The 16,004-nt window shown below is 74.5% G+C and carries 14 protein-coding genes; 2 read left to right on the top strand and 12 right to left on the bottom strand.

The features are described 5' to 3' along the window. Positions 1 to 61: 61 nt before the first annotated feature. From PATMI_RS0120640 to PATMI_RS38590, 4 genes are all read right to left on the bottom strand, one after another. Positions 62 to 1,213 carry a hypothetical protein gene (locus PATMI_RS0120640; protein ID WP_026912263.1) on the bottom strand — a complete coding sequence of 384 codons (1,152 nt, stop codon included), beginning with the start codon at positions 1,211 to 1,213 and terminating at the stop codon, positions 62 to 64. Then, a complete protein-coding gene (locus PATMI_RS0120645) occupies positions 1,213 to 2,049 on the bottom strand; it encodes a hypothetical protein (protein WP_026912264.1) in 837 nt (278 codons plus the stop codon). Before PATMI_RS0120645 ends, PATMI_RS0120640 begins: the two co-directional genes overlap by 1 nt. A 31-nt stretch (positions 2,050 to 2,080) precedes the next feature. Further along, a complete protein-coding gene (folD, locus tag PATMI_RS0120650; RefSeq protein WP_026912265.1) occupies positions 2,081 to 2,965 on the bottom strand; it encodes a bifunctional methylenetetrahydrofolate dehydrogenase/methenyltetrahydrofolate cyclohydrolase FolD in 885 nt (294 codons plus the stop codon). Positions 2,966 to 3,085: 120 nt separating this feature from the next. Continuing rightward, entirely contained in the window at positions 3,086 to 5,560 is a 2,475-nt protein-coding gene (locus PATMI_RS38590) for an ATP-dependent helicase (RefSeq protein ID WP_026912266.1), read from the bottom strand. A gap of 133 nt (positions 5,561 to 5,693) precedes the next feature. Here PATMI_RS38590 and PATMI_RS0120660 point away from each other — a divergent pair, with 133 nt between their 5' ends. Then, positions 5,694 to 6,593: a queuosine salvage family protein gene (locus PATMI_RS0120660; RefSeq protein ID WP_051472104.1), complete on the top strand. Its 900-nt coding sequence runs from the start codon at positions 5,694 to 5,696 to the stop codon at positions 6,591 to 6,593. Between the two features lie 70 nt (positions 6,594 to 6,663). Here PATMI_RS0120660 and PATMI_RS0120665 read toward each other — a convergent pair whose 3' ends face one another. The 4 genes from PATMI_RS0120665 to PATMI_RS0120680 all read right to left on the bottom strand — a co-directional run bounded on the left by PATMI_RS0120665 (position 6,664) and on the right by PATMI_RS0120680 (position 10,013). Then, positions 6,664 to 7,737, bottom strand: coding sequence for a hypothetical protein (locus tag PATMI_RS0120665; RefSeq protein ID WP_026912268.1), 1,074 nt, complete (start codon positions 7,735 to 7,737; stop codon positions 6,664 to 6,666). A gap of 67 nt (positions 7,738 to 7,804) precedes the next feature. Beyond that, on the bottom strand, positions 7,805 to 8,566 hold the full coding sequence (cysE, locus tag PATMI_RS0120670) for a serine O-acetyltransferase (RefSeq protein ID WP_026912269.1): 762 nt from the start codon (positions 8,564 to 8,566) through the stop codon (positions 7,805 to 7,807). 116 nt (positions 8,567 to 8,682) lie between these two features. Further along, positions 8,683 to 9,615, bottom strand: coding sequence for a cysteine synthase A (cysK, locus tag PATMI_RS0120675; RefSeq protein WP_026912270.1), 933 nt, complete (start codon positions 9,613 to 9,615; stop codon positions 8,683 to 8,685). Positions 9,616 to 9,617: 2 nt separating this feature from the next. Continuing rightward, a complete protein-coding gene (locus PATMI_RS0120680; protein WP_026912271.1) occupies positions 9,618 to 10,013 on the bottom strand; it encodes an RrF2 family transcriptional regulator in 396 nt (131 codons plus the stop codon). A gap of 171 nt (positions 10,014 to 10,184) precedes the next feature. Here PATMI_RS0120680 and PATMI_RS32085 point away from each other — a divergent pair, with 171 nt between their 5' ends. Next, complete coding sequence (locus PATMI_RS32085) at positions 10,185 to 10,592, top strand: VanZ family protein (RefSeq protein WP_051472105.1); 408 nt, start codon at positions 10,185 to 10,187, stop codon at positions 10,590 to 10,592. Positions 10,593 to 10,715: 123 nt separating this feature from the next. Here the strand turns inward: PATMI_RS32085 and PATMI_RS32090 are convergent, their stop codons facing one another. The 4 genes from PATMI_RS32090 to PATMI_RS0120710 form a co-directional block, all read right to left on the bottom strand. Next, positions 10,716 to 11,831: an HDOD domain-containing protein gene (locus PATMI_RS32090; protein WP_245604241.1), complete on the bottom strand. Its 1,116-nt coding sequence runs from the start codon at positions 11,829 to 11,831 to the stop codon at positions 10,716 to 10,718. Positions 11,832 to 12,039: 208 nt separating this feature from the next. Further along, positions 12,040 to 13,416: a glutamate--tRNA ligase gene (gene gltX, locus PATMI_RS0120700; RefSeq protein ID WP_026912272.1), complete on the bottom strand. Its 1,377-nt coding sequence runs from the start codon at positions 13,414 to 13,416 to the stop codon at positions 12,040 to 12,042. A gap of 80 nt (positions 13,417 to 13,496) precedes the next feature. Beyond that, entirely contained in the window at positions 13,497 to 14,585 is a 1,089-nt protein-coding gene (locus PATMI_RS0120705; RefSeq protein WP_026912273.1) for a hypothetical protein, read from the bottom strand. Between the two features lie 243 nt (positions 14,586 to 14,828). Beyond that, positions 14,829 to 15,953: a hypothetical protein gene (locus PATMI_RS0120710; protein WP_026912274.1), complete on the bottom strand. Its 1,125-nt coding sequence runs from the start codon at positions 15,951 to 15,953 to the stop codon at positions 14,829 to 14,831. Positions 15,954 to 16,004 lie beyond the last annotated feature (51 nt).

Below are 16,004 nucleotides of genomic sequence, written 5' to 3' on the forward strand. Positions count from 1 at the left end.
GGATCCCGTCCGGCGCCGGACGGACGCCGGGGCGGCCGCCCGACGGGTCCGACGACGGCGCTCAGGTGCCGGCGCGCGGCAGCGGGACCTCGCGCGGCGACGGTGCCGGGACGTCGCCGCTCCCGCGCGTCCGGTCGTCCGCGAGCGCCGCCCACAGCCCGGCGAGGATCAGCGCGAGGCCGGCCAGCAGGATCCACCCGCCGGTCGCCACGGCCAGCGAGGCGTCGCCCCCCGGCACGCCCTCCGTCGGCCCCGGGATCCGGACGCCGGGACGCACGACGAACAGCCGCACGACGGCGACGCCCAGCGCGAGCGCCGCGACCGGGACCGCGACCACGAGCGCCGTCACCGGACCGTACGAGGAACGGCCCGGTCCGCCCCGCAGCGCGAGGGCCACCACGACGGCGACCGCGACCAGCACGAGCGCCACGAGCTCGACCCACGGGTGACCGAGCGCGTCCCAGTGCCGGTCCTCCAGGACGAGCGTGGCGCCTTCGACGGCGACCCCGCAGACCCCGCGGCCCTCGGCCGCGTCTCCGCCGACGGGGGCACCGAGCGACCCCGAGCACGACCGACCCTCGTCCGCCGTGAAGACGGCGAGGAACGCCGAACCGAGGAGGACGACGGCGCCCGCGGCGGCGAGCAGCTCGCCGCGGCCCGGGAGGCGACGGAGGCGGGTCCGGACGGCGGTCGGAGCGCTCTCCGGGGCGCTTCCGCCGCCGGGGAGCAGGATCCCGACGAGGAGGACGGCGAGCGCGGCCAGGCCCACGACGGCGCCGAGCCCCGGCCACGGGTGCGCGTCGGGCTGGGCGACGAGGAACGCGCCGAGCCGGTCGGTCGTCGCGAGCGTCGAGACGACCGACGTGCCGAACTCGCCGGTCGGGCGGAGCAGCAGGGCCCGGAGGGCGGTCGCGGCGAGCGCGACGCCGACGACCGCCGCCGCCACGGTGCGCAGCGCGGGCGGGACGCCGCCCGTGCGCAGCCGGACCACGAGGACCGCGACCGCGGTGCCGCACGCGACGACCAGGAGCTCGACCCACGGGTGCCCGAGGTACGACCAGCCGGCCGGGACCGCGACGTGGACGTCGAACCCCTCTCCGAGGGCGTCGACGCCGTAGGTCCCGGCGTGGCCCCAGCCGAGGAGCAGGGACGCCAGGAGGCCGACGAGCCCGAGTCCCGTGAGCGCCGGTCCGGTCCCCGCCCTCGGGGACATCAGCCGGAGGTCGGTGCGCCGGGCGGCCCGTGCTCCGGCGGGGCCGTGCCCGTCCCGGGCGGCCCGATGGCCGGACGGCTCGGCGGCTCCGGGGCGGGATCCGCGACGCCGACGGCGTCGTCCGCCGGCCCGGTCTCGCCCGGCGTGCCGGACGCGTCGGCCACCTCGGCCTCGGCTCGGGGTCCGGGCTCGGGCTCGGGCTCGGGCTCGGGCTCCGCCGGAGGGTCCGGTCGCAGCGGCGGGACGTCGAGGACGGGCGACGGGACGCCCGCGCTCTCCGCGGCGTCGGTGCGGTCGTCGGCCATCGCGATCCAGAGACCGGCGACGAGGAGCAGGATCGCCGCGAGGCCGACCCAGCTCCCGATCGCCGGGCTCAGCTGCACGACGGTGTTCGCCGTGTCGGCCGGTCCGCCGCCGGGGGTCACCGGGGTCCCGATCAGGGCGTTGCTGCCGAGCTCGTCCGCGGCGAGCGACGGCTGGCTGAGCAGCGTCCGCAGCAGCACGCCGAGCAGGGCGAGGACGGCGACGGGGACCGCGACGACGAGCGAGACGACGGCGCCGTAGGTCGGCGTCCCCCGGCCGGTGCGCGCGGCGAGGACGAGGGCGGTGACCGCCGCGATCAGGGCGAGCGCCAGGAGCTCCAGCCAGGGGTGCCCGACGACCCCCCAGCCCGACGGCGGCGTCCCGCGCAGGATCAGCCCGAAGCCGCGCTCCCCGAGCGACCGCACGGTCGCGACCTGGTCGAAGCCGTACCAGCGCAGGAACAGCGACCCGACGAGCAGCACGGCGCCGGCCGTGATGATCCACTCGCCGCGGCGGAACCGCTCGATGTTCACGACCGGCCCCCTGGTCGACGGCCCGACGGGCTCACGACGCGCCGGCCCCGGCCTGGATGCGCGCCGCCTGCACCGTGTTGGCCAACAGCTCGGCGATCGTCATCGGGCCGACGCCGCCGGGCACCGGGGTGACAGCGGAGGCGACCTCGGCGGCCTCCCCGAAGTGGACGTCTCCGACCAGCGACGAGCTGCCGTCGGTGGGCGCCGGGTCCCTGCGGTTGATGCCGACGTCGATCACCGTCGCGCCGGGCTTGATCCAGTCGCGGCGGACCATCTCGGGGCGGCCGACGGCGGCGATCAGCACGTCGGCGCGGGCGCAGACGCCGGCGAGGTCGGCGGTGCGCGAGTGGGCGACCGTGACCGTCGCGTTCGCCTGCAGCAGGAGCTGTGCCATCGGCTTGCCGAAGAGGTTCGAGCGGCCGATCACGACGGCCTCCGCGCCGGACAGCTCGACCCCCGCTTGCCGCAGCAGCCGGATGACGCCCGCCGGGGTGCACGACCGGAGCCCGGGGAGCCCGAGGGCGAGGCGGCCGGCGGAGGCGATGGTGAGCCCGTCGACGTCCTTCTCCGCGGCGATCAGGTTCGTCAGCTCGACGCCGTCGAGGTGGCCCGGGACCGGGAGCTGGCAGAGGATGCCGCTGACCTCGGGGTCCGCGTTGAGCCGGTCGATCAGGGCGACGAGGTCCTCACGCGTGGCGTCGGCCGGGAGCCGGTGGTCGAAGCCCTTGATGCCGACCTCGGCGCACGCGCGCTGCTTGCCGCCGACGTAGACGGCGCTGGCGGCGTCCTCGCCGACGAGGATCGTGGCCAGGCCGGGCGGCCGGCCGTGCTCGGCGACGAACGCGGCGACCTCGGTCGCGACCTCCGCGCGGACCTCGGCCGCGACCTGCTTGCCGTCGATGATCGTGGCGCTCACGTCGGTCAGGCTAGCCGGTGGTCCGGCGCGGGCGGGGCCCGGACGCCGAACGGGTGCATCGTGCCCCGCCGCCGTGCCTCGCGGTGATGACCCGGGACGCACGGGGTGGGGCCCGTCCGCCTACCCCAGGGCTTCGAGGCGCGCGAAGCCCGCGATCAGCCGCTTCTCCCCCACGTCGTCGAAGTGCACGACCACGACGTCGCCGTCCATCCGCACGACCTCGCCGGTGTCGAACTTCACGTGCCGGACGCGCTGGCCCGGCTGCCAGGTCGGCGCCGGCGGGGCGTCGGCCTTGCTGGAGACGAGGTCGCTGCCGCGCTTGAGGCCGAGCGACGAGAGGTCGCGCGGCGGGCCACCCGGGCGCGACGGGGACGAGCCGCGGCCGATGCGCCCGATCTGGCTGAAGTCGCGGCGCCCGCGCTCGGAGCCCCCGAACGACGGTTGGCCGCTCATGGCCTCGGGCGAGGTCTCGTCGAGCGCCTCGTGCGGCAGCTCGCGCAGGAAGCGGCTGGGGACCTGCGACTGCGGCGGGCCGTACATCGCGCGGCGCCGCGCCCAGGTGATCGCGAGGTGCCGCCGGGCGCGCGTGATCCCGACGTACGCGAGGCGCCGCTCCTCCTCGAGCTCGCCGGAGTCGATCGCGCGGGAGTGCGGGAAGATGCCGTCCTCGAGGCCGACGAGGAAGACCGCGTCGTACTCCAGGCCCTTCGCGTTGTGCAGGGTCATCAGCGTGACCTGGCCCTCGGGGCCGTTCGCCTTCGAGTCCGCGTCCGAGAGCAGCGCGGTCTGCTGGAGGAAGCGGTCCAGCGCGTGGAAGGCGTCCTCCGATCCCGTCCCCTCCCCCGCCCCCGCCGTGCCCTCCGCATCGAACTCCTCGGCGTACGCGTGGAGCTGGTCGAGGTTCTCGAGCCGGCCCTCGTCCTGGGGGTCCTCGGAGCGCTCGAGCTCGGACCGGTAGCCCGTGACCCGGAGGACGTCCTCGACGAGGTCGGCGACCCGGAGGTCCGAGCCTGATGCGGTCCCACCCACCCCGGCCTCGTCCGGGGCGCCGAACAGGGTCTCGCGCAGCTCGGCGATCTGCTCGGCGAACGCGCCCACGGCCTTGACCGCGGCGGTCTTCAGCCCGGCCGCCGCGGGGTCGGCGATGACCTCGAGCGGCGTGACGCCGGTCGACGCCGCGTGGTTCAGCATCCGGCCGACCGAGGTGTCGCCGATGCCGCGCCGCGGCCGGTTGACGACCCGCGCGAACGCGACGGTGTTGGCCGGGTTGTGGAGCCACTGCAGGTACGACAAGGCGTCCTTGACCTCGGCGCGGTCGAAGAACCGGACGCCGCCGATCACCTGGTAGTCGAGCTCGGCCTGCGTCAGCGACGTCTCGATCGCACGCGACAGCGCGTTCGTCCGGTAGAGGACCGCCATCTCCCCGAGCGGGACGCCCTCGCCCGCCAGACGCTCGACCTCGGAGACGACCCAGCGGGCCTCCGCGTGGTCGTCCTGCATCGCGCGCACGCGGACCTCGTCGCCCTCGCCCTCCTCCGTGAAGAGGTGCTTCGGCCGCTGGTTGCTGTTGTGCCCGATCAGCCCGTTGGCGGCGTCGAGGATGTGCTGCGTCGAGCGGTAGTTCTGCTCGAGCTTGATGACCTCGGCGTCCGGGAAGTCGTCCTCGAAGTCGAGGATGTTGCGGATGTCGGCGGAGCGAAAGCCGTAGATCGACTGCGCGTCGTCGCCGACGACCATGAGGTTGCGGTGCCCGGGCTCCTCGCCCGCCAGCGGCGCGGTCAGCGCGTTCGTGTCCTCCCCGCCGCCCTTCGCGTCGCGGCCGGTCCCGCCACCCGACGGCCCCGCCTGGTGCATCGGGTCGTCCATGCAGAGGAGCTGCAAGAACCGGTACTGCGCGGGGTTCGTGTCCTGGTACTCGTCGACCAGCACGTGCTTGAACGCGCGACGGTAGCGCTCGCGGACGTCGGGGTAGCGCTCGAAGAGGTCGACCGTGCGACCCATGAGGTCGTCGAAGTCCATCGCGTTGTTCGCGACGAGCTGCTTCTGGTACGCCGCGTAGGCGTCGGCGACCGTGCGGTCGTAGTGGCCGGCGGCGAGGTCCTGCGCCTGCTCCACGCTGCGCAGCCGGTTCTTGTGGTCCGAGATCTGGTTGCGGACAGCGTTGGGGGTGAACCGCTTCGTGTCGGCGCCCTCGGCCTCGAGGCAGCGCTTGACGAGGCGCTTGGAGTCGTCGGAGTCGTAGATCGTGAACTGGCGGGTGTAGCCGAGCTTCTCGGCCTCGACCCGCAGGATCCGCGCGCAGGCGGAGTGGAACGTCGCGACCCACAGGCCACGCGTCGACCGGCCGAGCAGGTCGCCGACCCGGTGCCGGAGCTCCGCCGCGGCCTTGTTCGTGAACGTGACGGCGAGGATCTCGCCGAGCCCGCACTGCCCTGACCGGACGAGGTACGCCACCCGGTGCGTCAGGACCCGCGTCTTCCCCGACCCCGCGCCGGCGATCACGAGCAGCGGCCCGCCGGGGTGCTGGACGGCGTGGCGCTGCGGCTCGTTCAGCCCCTCGAGCAGTTCTGCGGCGTACGCGTCGACGGAGTTCACCTATCGAGCATAGGCCCCGATGAGGACAGGTCCCGACCCCGCGGCGGACGCCGGCCAGGACGTGCTCCGGGGGTCCGTCAGGTGCAGGAAGAACGCGCTCCGGGCGCTCGCCCGCCCGGTAGCGTGGCCCCCGATGTCGTCCCCCGGACCGTCGACCATCCCCGAGCGCGTCCGCGCCCACGCCGCCGAGGTCGCCGGGTCCGCGCGGTTCGTCACGATCGACGAGGAGGCCCTCGGCGCGATGGACGCGACGGCGGCCACCGACCCGCCCGGACGCGACGAGGTCCGGCACTTCCACGGCGACGACCGCGAGGCCCAGGCCGCGTACGTCCTGGCGCTCAATGCGGTGAACTTCGGCTCCGGCTGGTTCCCCACGATCCGCAAGCGCCCGCACTCCAGCGGCTACTGGACCGTCGCGTGGGGCCTCGCCGACCGGTGGCGCGACCACGGTCCGTGGTCGGCCGCCGACCTCCGCGGGCTCACCGCCGCCGACGTCGCCGGGACGCTCGGACAGCCCGCCGGCCACCACCTGATGGCGCTCTACGCCCAGGCGCTGCGCGACCTCGGCGCGTGGCTCGGCAAGCGCCGGGCGGTCGACGTCCTGGACGCCCACGCGGACTCGGCGGCGCGGCTCGCCGACGCGCTCGTCGAGGGGATGCCGTTCTACCGCGACCACGGCCTCTACAAGCGGGCGCAGATCCTCGGCGCGGACCTGGAGCACTTCGGCCTCGCGGAGCCGCGCGACCTCGACGACCTGACGATGTTCGCGGACAACCTCGTCCCCCACGTCCTGCGGTGGTCCGGCGTCCTCGTCTACGACGAGGAGCTCGCCCGTTCGATCGACGCGGAGGAGCCCCTGCCGCTGCAGCGGGCCGAGCACGAGATCCGCTGCTGCGCCGTCCACGCCGTCGAGCTCCTGAGTCGCCGGACCGGCATCGCGCCCCGGCACCTCGACGGCTGGCTCTGGCACGCCGGACAACGACCCGAGGTGAAGGCCCACCCGCGGCACCGCTGCCGGACCGTCTTCTACTGACGACGCCAAGCATCGCCCGGCGGACGTCCACGCCGCCGCCGACGACCACCGATGACGGCTGCCGTCGGCGTCACTTCGTGGCGACCTGCCCGTCGTCGATCCCGACCTTCTTCGCGCCGGCGAGGCGGATCCTCCCGACGTCGCCCGGGGCGCCGGCCGCCAGGGTCCCCGCCTCGGCGGGCAGCTCGAGCTGCCCCTCCCGCGCGACCCGCGCCGCGACCCTGCGCGGGACCCGGAACGCCGCACCGAGCTTCACCGTCTTCCCGTCCCGGAGCGGGAAGGCCCGCGGGCGGTACGCGTCCAGGAAGATCGACGGCGCGCTCTCGGAGTCGTCGTCGCCGAAGCGCTCACCGCCGACGACGAGCTGCGGCTCGAACGGCACGTCGATGGGCTCGCCGCCGCTGTTGGTGAGGCGGTAGACGACGACCACGACGCGTCCCTTGGTGCGGTAGGTCCCGTAGCCCGGACCCCGCGACGGGATCTCGGACGTCTGGGCGACTCCCACGAGCTTCGCGCTGAGCCGCCCGGCGCGCAGGCGGGTCCCGGCGTCGACCACCGTGAGCCGCCGACCCTCCTCGGCGCACGAGCCCTCCTTCCCGCGGACCGGATCGATCCCGACCGCCGCGCAGGGCCGTGCGGTGTCGGGGGCCCGCTCCGGCGTCCCGGCGGCCACGGCCGCCATCACGCGGTCGAGCTCGGCGAACCGCGGGTCGGCGATCTCCGTTGCGTCGGCCCTGAGGAACACGCCGCGCCCGTAGTCCTTCACGAACGACGTCGCCGTCTCCCCGTAGAAGCCGTCCTTGTCGCGGACGAGGCGTTCGCCCCGGTCGTTCTCGAGGAGCCGGTCCCGGGCCTCGGACGTCTGCGGAAGCTCGAGCGAGAACCGCGGGAATCGCCGTGATCCGGCGATCGCGTCCGCCAACCGCAGCTCGGGGGCGTTGCCACCCGTCGACACCTTCAGCGCCGCCCCGGTGGCCGTCTCGAAGTTCCGGGACACGACCGCCGCGTCCGTGCGCGGTGGCGGCGTCGGGGCGTCGTCATTCCCACCGCAGCCGGCGACACCGGCGGCGAGGGACGTGACGACCGCGACGAGGAGGAGCGTGCCGCGCGGAGGAGCGGCACCGCGGGCGGGACGAACGAGCATGGACGGCAGGATGGCCGTCGACGACCGTCCGCACAACGCCGATCGGCGGTTCTCTGCGGGCCGGGCCTCAGCCGCCGGCGGGGCTCCGGCCCTGCTTGGGCCGCAGCTCGTGCACCTGCGCGCCGTCCGGCTCGCGGACCGTCGCGTCCGCGCCGGGCGTCCCGCCGAGCGCCCGGACCTGGGCCTCGAGTTCCGCGACCCGCCGCCCGAGCGCGCTCATCGCGTCGGCGATCGGATCGGGCAGGTGGATCCAGTCGGCGTCGGGGCCCTCGACCTTGCGGCCGTCGATCTTCACCGGGTGCCCGGGGTTGCCGACCACGGTGCTGTTGCGGGGCACGTCGGTGATGACGACGCTGTTGGCGCCGACCTTCGCGTCGTCGCCGACGGTGATCGGGCCCAGGAGCTTCGCGCCGGAGCCGATCGTCACGCGGTCGCCGACCGTCGGATGGCGCTTGCCGACCTGGAACCCGGTGCCGCCGAGGGTGACGCCCTGGTACAGCGTCACGTCGTCCCCGATGCGGGCGGTCTCGCCGATCACGACGCCGGCGCCGTGGTCGATGAAGCAGCCGCGGCCGATGACGGCTGCGGGATGGATCTCGATGCCCGTCAGCGTGCGCGAGGTGTGCGCCAGGACCCGCGGCACGATCGGCACGCCGCGCTGCTGGAGCCCGTGGCTGACGCGGTGGACCAGGAGGGCCTGGACGCCGGGCCACGTGGCGAGGATCTCGAACGTGCCGACGCCGCGGGCGGCGGGATCGCGCTCGTGCGCGGCCCGCACGTCACGGCGGAGCTCGGCGCTGACGCGCGCGATGGAACGGAGGCCGAACACGGTCGACGAAGGCTAGCGCGCGCCCCAGCGCGGGCCGTCGCACAGGAGGCTCGCGGCCGGCCCCGCCGTCGGTGCTGCGCCGGACGGGCCGGGACGACGGCCCGGGGTCGCGGCGATCACCGGGGCTGGAAGAACGGCATGCTGGCGTAGCGCTCGCCGCTGTCGGGCAGGATCACGGCGATCCGCTTGCCCTTGTTCTCGGGGCGGGAGGCGACCTGGATCGCGCCCTGCATCGCGGCGCCGCACGACAGTCCGGCGAGCACGCCGCACCGCTTGGACAGCGCCCAGGCGGTGTCGATGGCGTCCTCGTCCGTGATCTTCACGATCTCGTCGACGACCCGGCGGTCGAGGACCGGCGGCACGAATCCCGCGCCGATGCCCTGGATCCGGTGCGGGCCGGGGTTCTCGCCCGACAGGACGGCGGACGACGCGGGCTCGACCCCGACGACGAGCGTGTTCTCGTCGTGCTGCTTCAGCACGTGGCCGACGCCGGAGATCGTGCCGCCGGTGCCGATGCCGGCGACGAGCACGTCGATCCGGCGATCGAGCTGCTCGAGGAGCTCAGGGCCCGTGGTCTTGCGGTGGATCGCCGGGTTGGCCGGGTTGGCGAACTGGTCGGGCATCCACGCGTCGTCGCCGTCGGCGAGGCGGCGGGCCTGGTCGACGGCCTCGGTCATCCCGCCCATCGACTCGACGACCTCGACGCGCGCGCCGAACAGGCGCAGCAGCGTCTCGCGCTCGCGGCTCATCCCCTGCGGCAGGCAGATCGTCAGCTCGTAGCCGCGAGCGGCGGCGACGAAGGCCAGGCCGATGCCCGTGTTGCCGCTGGTGGCCTCGATGATGGTCGTCCGCCCCGGGGCGATCCGACCCTCCTTCTCGGCCGCCAGCACCATCGCGAGGGCGATGCGGTCCTTGACCGAGCCGCCCGGGTTGTACGTCTCGAGCTTGCCGTAGATCTCGACGTCGGTGCCCGCGGGCTCGAGGGGCTTCAGCCGCACGACGGGCGTGCGCCCGATGAGGCCGGTGATGTCCGTGATCTCTTCGGGCACGATCAGATCCAGTACATCGTCTGGCCCTGCTCCCGGGCCTCGCGATCGATGACGTCCTGGATGGTCGTCCCCGCGAGGACGGCGCGCGCGGCCTCCGCGACCTCGGCGAAGACGCCCGTGGAGTCCTGGCCGAGCGGCCCGTCCAGCATCTCGACGACCTCGAGGACCGTGATCTCCCGCGCGTCGCGCGTCAGGACGTACCCGCCGTGCACGCCGCGCTGCGACCGCAGCAGACCCGCCCGCCTGAGCGTCGCGAAGAGCTGCTCGAGGAACTGCCCCGGGATGTCCCGCCGGCGCGCGAGCTCCGCGACGGGGACCGGCGTCGTGACGCCGCCCGCCCGACCGAGCTCGGTCAGCGCCTGCACGGCGTAGGGAGATTTTGCGGTGATGGAGATCATCGAGCGGTGTCGCGGCCCACGGGACGACAGGAGCGGGCCTCCGTACAGTTCGATCCTATGGGAGGAACCGGACCGCACGCCACGCGGATCCAGGAATTCCCGGTCGAGAGACCGGGAATCCGTACGGCGGCGGACGACCCGCGACCCGCGCGGCCCGGAGCGCTGCGCACGATGGGGCTCCTGGGCCCGCCGCTGGCGCTGATGGGGCTCGTCTGGTTCCTCAGCGCGCAGCCCGACCTCAACTCGGGCCTCAAGGAGGACTTCCTCCTGCGCAAGTGCGCGCACGTGACCGAGTACGCCCTCCTGACGGGCCTCTGGGCGCGGGCCGTCGCGGGGCTCGCGCCGCACCTCCGGCGCGCGCGGTCGACGCCCCTGTGCCCGGCCGTGGCCACGGGTGCCGCGGCGACGGTCGCGCTGCTCTGGGCCGCGAGCGACGAGTGGCACCAGACCTTCGTCCGCGGACGCGTCGGAGCGGTCCACGACGTCGGGATCGACGCGATCGGGATCACGATCGCGACGGTGCTGCTCCTCGGGACGCGGGTCGGCGTCCTCGCGGGCGTGCGGGCGCGGCGCCCTTGAGCCGCCGCGGCGCGGCACAGGCGGTGCCGGACCCCGGGACGACGACCGGCCGGGGAGACCCCGGCCGGTGCGTTCGGACGGTCCGCCGTGCGGACCGCGGAGGGTGCCTGGACGGCGCGGCGGCTAGAGCCAGCCGCGCTCCACGGCGATGAGGACGGCCTGGGCGCGGTCGACGGCGCCGAGCTTGCCGTAGATGTTGTGCAGGTGCGTGCGGACGGTGCTCGTGGAGAGCCCGAGCTCGCTGGCGATCTGCTTGTAGACGCGGCCGGCGGCGAGACGACGGAGGACCTCCATCTCGCGACCGGACAGCGGGCACGGCGCGGCGCTGCGGGCACGGCGCTGCGACGGGACGGCCTGGTCGTAGAGGAGCGAGCGGAGCTGGCTCGCGTCGATGCCCATCGAGCGGGCGACGCGCATCAGCGCCTGCGGCGAGACCTCGTCGCCGTGACCGTGGTGCGCGATCAGGTCGGCGAGGCGCAGGGTGGCGACGTCGCGGTCGACGTCGTCGGCGTGGTGGCGCTCGACCAGGCGGGCGAGCTCGCGCGGGAGGCCCCAGCGGCGGACGAGGACGCCACCGACGAGCGCGTGGTCGACGCCGAGCTCGCGGCGCTCGGCGACGATCCGCTCCTCGGGGGTCGCGTCGCGCGGGAGGACCTTGTCCGGGTAGCCGGCGTGGGCGTGCAACAGGACGAGCTTGCCGACGTCGTGGAGCAGCGCGGCGGACGAGAGCGTCTCGACGTCGACGTCGCCGAGGATCGCACCGATGCGGTGGATCGCGGTCTGCACGGCCGCGACGTGGCGACGGTGGGCGTCGGCCTCGCGGCCCCAGCTGCCGGCGCGGTCGAAGTAGTCGACCGTGCGGGTGCGCTCGGCCAGGACGCGCAGCGACGGCGGCGTCACGACCTCGATCGCAGCGGCGATCGAGGAGATGCGGCCGGCGGACGCGGTGTCCAGGCGGTTGGCCACGCGCAGGACGCCGAGGCCGAGACCGAGATCGGTCTCCAGCGCGGCGACGATCGCGGACGGGTCGACCGGGTCGGCGTCGAGCGCGGCGACGAGGCGCGTCTGCGACTCGGCGAGCGCCGGGAAGCCCTCGAGGGCCTCGAACGCGGCGGTCAGCCGGCGGCCGTGCTGCTCGTTGGGCCGGGTCGGGACGGACCCGGAGGTCGTCGAGCGGGGGCTCGTCGACGAGGTCTTGTCCGTGGTGGGCGGGAAGGTCGGGGCGGCGGAGTGGTTCACGGGAGTTGGGCGAGGAGTCCAGGGCCTCACTGGACACATCGGCGATCCCGCCGTCCAACTTGAGTCCTCTTCGGTATCGGTTTCGCGTCAGTTCGGTAGACGCGCTCTGGACGCTGGTTTCCGGGGTCGCTGGACACCCCGTGAGGGTTGGCCCCGAACCGCGACCACGACGGGCGGAACGCGCGGTCCGACCGACGCCCCGCGACGCTCAGCCGGCGAGTGCGGCGTCCACCCGGCGCAGGGTCTCGTCGCGGCCGAGCGCCGCGGCGGACTCGAACACGCCGGGGGAGACGGCCGTCCCGGCCAGCGCGACACGCAGCGGCTGGAAGACGTCCTTCGCCTTCACGCCGCGCTCGCCGACGAGCGCGCGGAGCGCCTGGTCGACCACGTCGGTCGAGAACGGGTCCAGGGCGGCGAGCGTCTCGCGGACCGCCGCGAGGTGCTCGAGGTGCCCGGCGTCCAGCCACTTGTCGCGGGCCTTCCGATCGTCCACCGGTCCGGCGAAGAGGAAGCCGGCGAGCGTCCAGAAGTCGTCGACCGTCGAGATCTTCTCCTGGCTGATCTCGACGGCGGTCCGCAGCAGGTCGTCCCGGCCGGCGATCTCGTCGGCGTGCCCGGTGGCCTCGAGGTGGCCCCTGATGGTGGCCGCGAGGCCGTCGACGCCCTGACCGCGGAGGTACTTGCCGTTCAGCCACTTGAGCTTCTGCTCGTCGAACCGCGCGGGGTTCTTCGAGACGCGGTCGATCGCGAAGCGCTTGACGAGCTCGTCGCGCGGGATCTCGGTCTCGTCGTCGGCGTCGCCCCAGCCGAGCAGCGCCAGGTAGTTGACGACGGCGTCGGGCAGGTAGCCGGCGTCGCGGAGCTCCTGCACCGACGCCGCCCCGTGACGCTTCGACAGCTTCTTGCCGTCGGGGCCGTGGAGCAGCGGGAGGTGTGCGTAGACGGGCTCGTCCGCACCGAGCGCCTGGAGGACGAGGAGCTGCTTCGGGGTGTTCGAGAGGTGGTCCTCGCCGCGGATCACGTGCGTGATGCCCGCGTCGAGGTCGTCGATCGCGACCGCGAGGTTGTAGAGCGGGCTGCCGTCGGCGCGCGCGATCACCGGATCGTCGAGATGGACGTTCTGGAACGTCGTGTCGCCGCGGATCAGGTCGCGGACGACGGTCGCGCCCTCCGGGACCCGCAGACGGACGGCGCCGACCTCGGGGTCCGTGCTGCGCGTGGGGTGGTCGGCGCCTCTGAATCCGCGGTCCGCGCCGTGCTCGGCCTTGTAGGCCTTGACGTCGTCGGCGGTCGCCGTCGAACGGTACGCCTTGTCCTCGTCGAGCAGCTGCCGCACGACGTCGCGGTGCCGGTCCTCGTGGGTGGTCTGGAGGACGGGCTCGCCGTCCCAGTCCAGGCCGAGCCAGCGCAGGGCGTCGAGGATCTGCTCGATGTTCTCCGGCGTCGAGCGCTCCTTGTCGGTGTCCTCGATGCGCAGCAGGAACTCGCCGCCCGAGCCGCGGGCGACGAGCCAGTTGTAGAGCGCGGCACGGGCGCCTCCGACGTGGAGGGCACCGGTCGGTGAGGGGGCGAAGCGGACGCGCATGGCCGCGAACCCTAGGGCAGCGCGGGTGCGCGCCGCGCGCACCTCGGCCCGCGGCGCACCGCGGGCCGAGGCGGTCGGGATCAGCCGGCCGGGACGGCGACCGTGCGCGTGACCGCACCGGCCGTGGCGCCGGTGGTGAGGACCTTCACGACGAGCCTGCCGCCGGACTTGCGGACCTTCTTGGCGATCGACGCCGGGACCGCGGCGGACACCGTCTGGGTGGTGCCCCGCGCGACCGTGATGCTGCGCGAAAGCTTGGCGGCCGATCCGGCGAGCTTCACCGACGGCCGGACGACGCAGCCGGACGCCGGAGCCGAGGCCGGGCAGACGACCTTGACGCTGACGCTCCGGCGGCTCTTGCCGACGGCGACCGACGAGATCCGCGCCCGGGCGATCTTCACGACGGCGGCCGGCGCGGCGGCCGCGGCTGAACCGAGGCCCGCGATGCCGAGCGACGCGAGCGTGGCCGGGTCGATGCCGGCGGTCTTCGCCGCCGCGGACAGCGCCCGGACGGCGGCGGCCTTCGTGGCCGGGTCCGTGACCTTGCCTGCCAGGTCGATGAGCTTCTGGATCAGGGGGCCGATGGCCGGGAGCTGCAGGACGCTCGGCAGGCCGAACTGCGTCGTCAGCTGGTCGAGGATGCCGGTGAGCGACTTGAGCGCGTCGGCGGCGGTCGGGATGCCGCCCTCGAGGATGGCGGTGAAGCGGGAGAGGACGTCCCCGACGAGCGGCAGCTGCGCCGTGCCGGCGATCAGCGTCGTCGTGAGCTTCGTGACCGTGCCGAGCACGCCCTGCAGGAGCTGGGTGGTCGCGGCGACCGGTCCCTCCTTGACGAGCTGGAGGATCTGGGACGGCGACAGGAGGTCGACGATCTCGGTGACGGCCGTGAGCGGCGCGGCGACGAGGGTGTTGATCAGCGAGCTGATCGCGTTCGCCGGGAGGATCCCGGGGAGCGTGCCGGCGAGCAGCTGGTCGGCGATCGAGCCGGTCAGGCCGGTGATCGACCCGACGAGGCCGTTGATCAGCCCACCCAGGTCTTGGTGCTGCACCACGGCGGGTGCGGGCTTGGTGGTCGCGGCCATGGCGGCCGTCGGCGCGATCGTCGCGGTGCCGAGGGCGGCGGCGACACCGACGACGAGGGCGGGGTGGCGCAGGACGTACGGGGGCATGCTGGGACCTCTCTCCGAAGGGACGATGCGGCCGGGTGCCGCGTTCCCCCGTCTCCTCGGCGACCCCCCGTCCGAGCTGTGAGCGAAAGCACAGGAACTCGGCGGATGTCCGACCGAGCACACGATCGTTCACCCAAGCGGCCCGGGATGTGCATACGCCGTCCCGTCCGGTCGCTGCGGACGGACGAGCGGACGCCCCGGCGGTGGCCGGGGCGTCCGGTGGACCGATCTCGTGCGGCGGGGTCAGGCGGCCCTGCGGACCTTGACCGTCTTCGAGACGGCACCCGCCGTGCTGCCGACGGTCGTGACCTTGGCGACGACGCGACCGCCCGACTTCTTCACGCTCTTGACCGCGGCGGCCGGGACCGTGGCGGAGAACGTCTTCGTCTTCCCGCGCTTGATCACGGCCGACTTCGTGGTCTTCGCGGTGCGGCTCCCGATCTTCACCGACGGCTTCACCGTGCACCCGGCGGCGCCGGCCGTGGCGGGGCACGAGACGCGGACGCTGATCTTCTTGCGGTTCTTGCTGACCTTGACCGACACGATCTTCGCGCGGACCGTCCTCGCGACGCCGGTCGCGGGGGTCGCCGGGGTCGTGGCGGGCGTCTTGGCGACGACGCGGCCGAGGCCGAGGAGGTCGAGCGCGGACTGGATCTGCGCGGGCGTCAGGCCGAGGCTCGTCCCGGCGGTGGTGAGCGCCCCGACGGCGGCGGTCTTCGCCGGACCGTCGGGGACGGCCTTGCCGGTCTGCGCGATGACGCCGAGCAGCGGGCCCACGACGGGGAGCGACGCGACGCTCGGGTAGCCGAGCAGGCTCGTCACCTGGTCCAGCAGGCTCGTCAGGGTCGCGAGGCCCGAGGCGGTGCTGGGGACGCCGCCGCCGAGCACGGACGTCAGCTGCGAGAGCGCGGACGTGACGGCGCTCGAGGACAGGGTCGAGCCGCCGGCGAGGCTCGTCAGCGTCGGGAGCAGGCCCTCGAGGAGCGGCGCGACCGCCGCGGGGTTCGTCGCGATCTGCTGCACCTGGGCCGGGGTCAGGACGCTCAGCAGGCTCGTCACGTCCTTGGGGACGAGGGCGTCGACGGTGCCGGTCACACCGGTCAGCGCGTCGGTGAGCGCCGTGATCGTCGCGGGCGGGAGCACCGCCGGGAGCACGCCGGTCGAGCCGTTCACCAGCGGCGTGACGAGCTCGACGACGGGCTGCGTGACGGCGCCCAGCAGGCCGCCGAGGAGTCCCTGGGTCGTGACCGTCGCGGCCGCGGGCTTCGGGGTCGACGCCGCGGCGGCGACCGGGGCGATCGTCGCCGCGCCCAGGGCGGTGGCGACCCCGACGACGAGCGCGGGATGACGAAGGGCGGAGCGGGACATGAGGACCTCGGGGAGACGGTGGGGGCGGCGAGTTGCCGTTCCCCCGTGTCG

The organism is Patulibacter minatonensis DSM 18081 (genome assembly GCF_000519325.1).
GTDB classification, from domain to species: Bacteria; Actinomycetota; Thermoleophilia; order Solirubrobacterales; family Solirubrobacteraceae; genus Patulibacter; species Patulibacter minatonensis.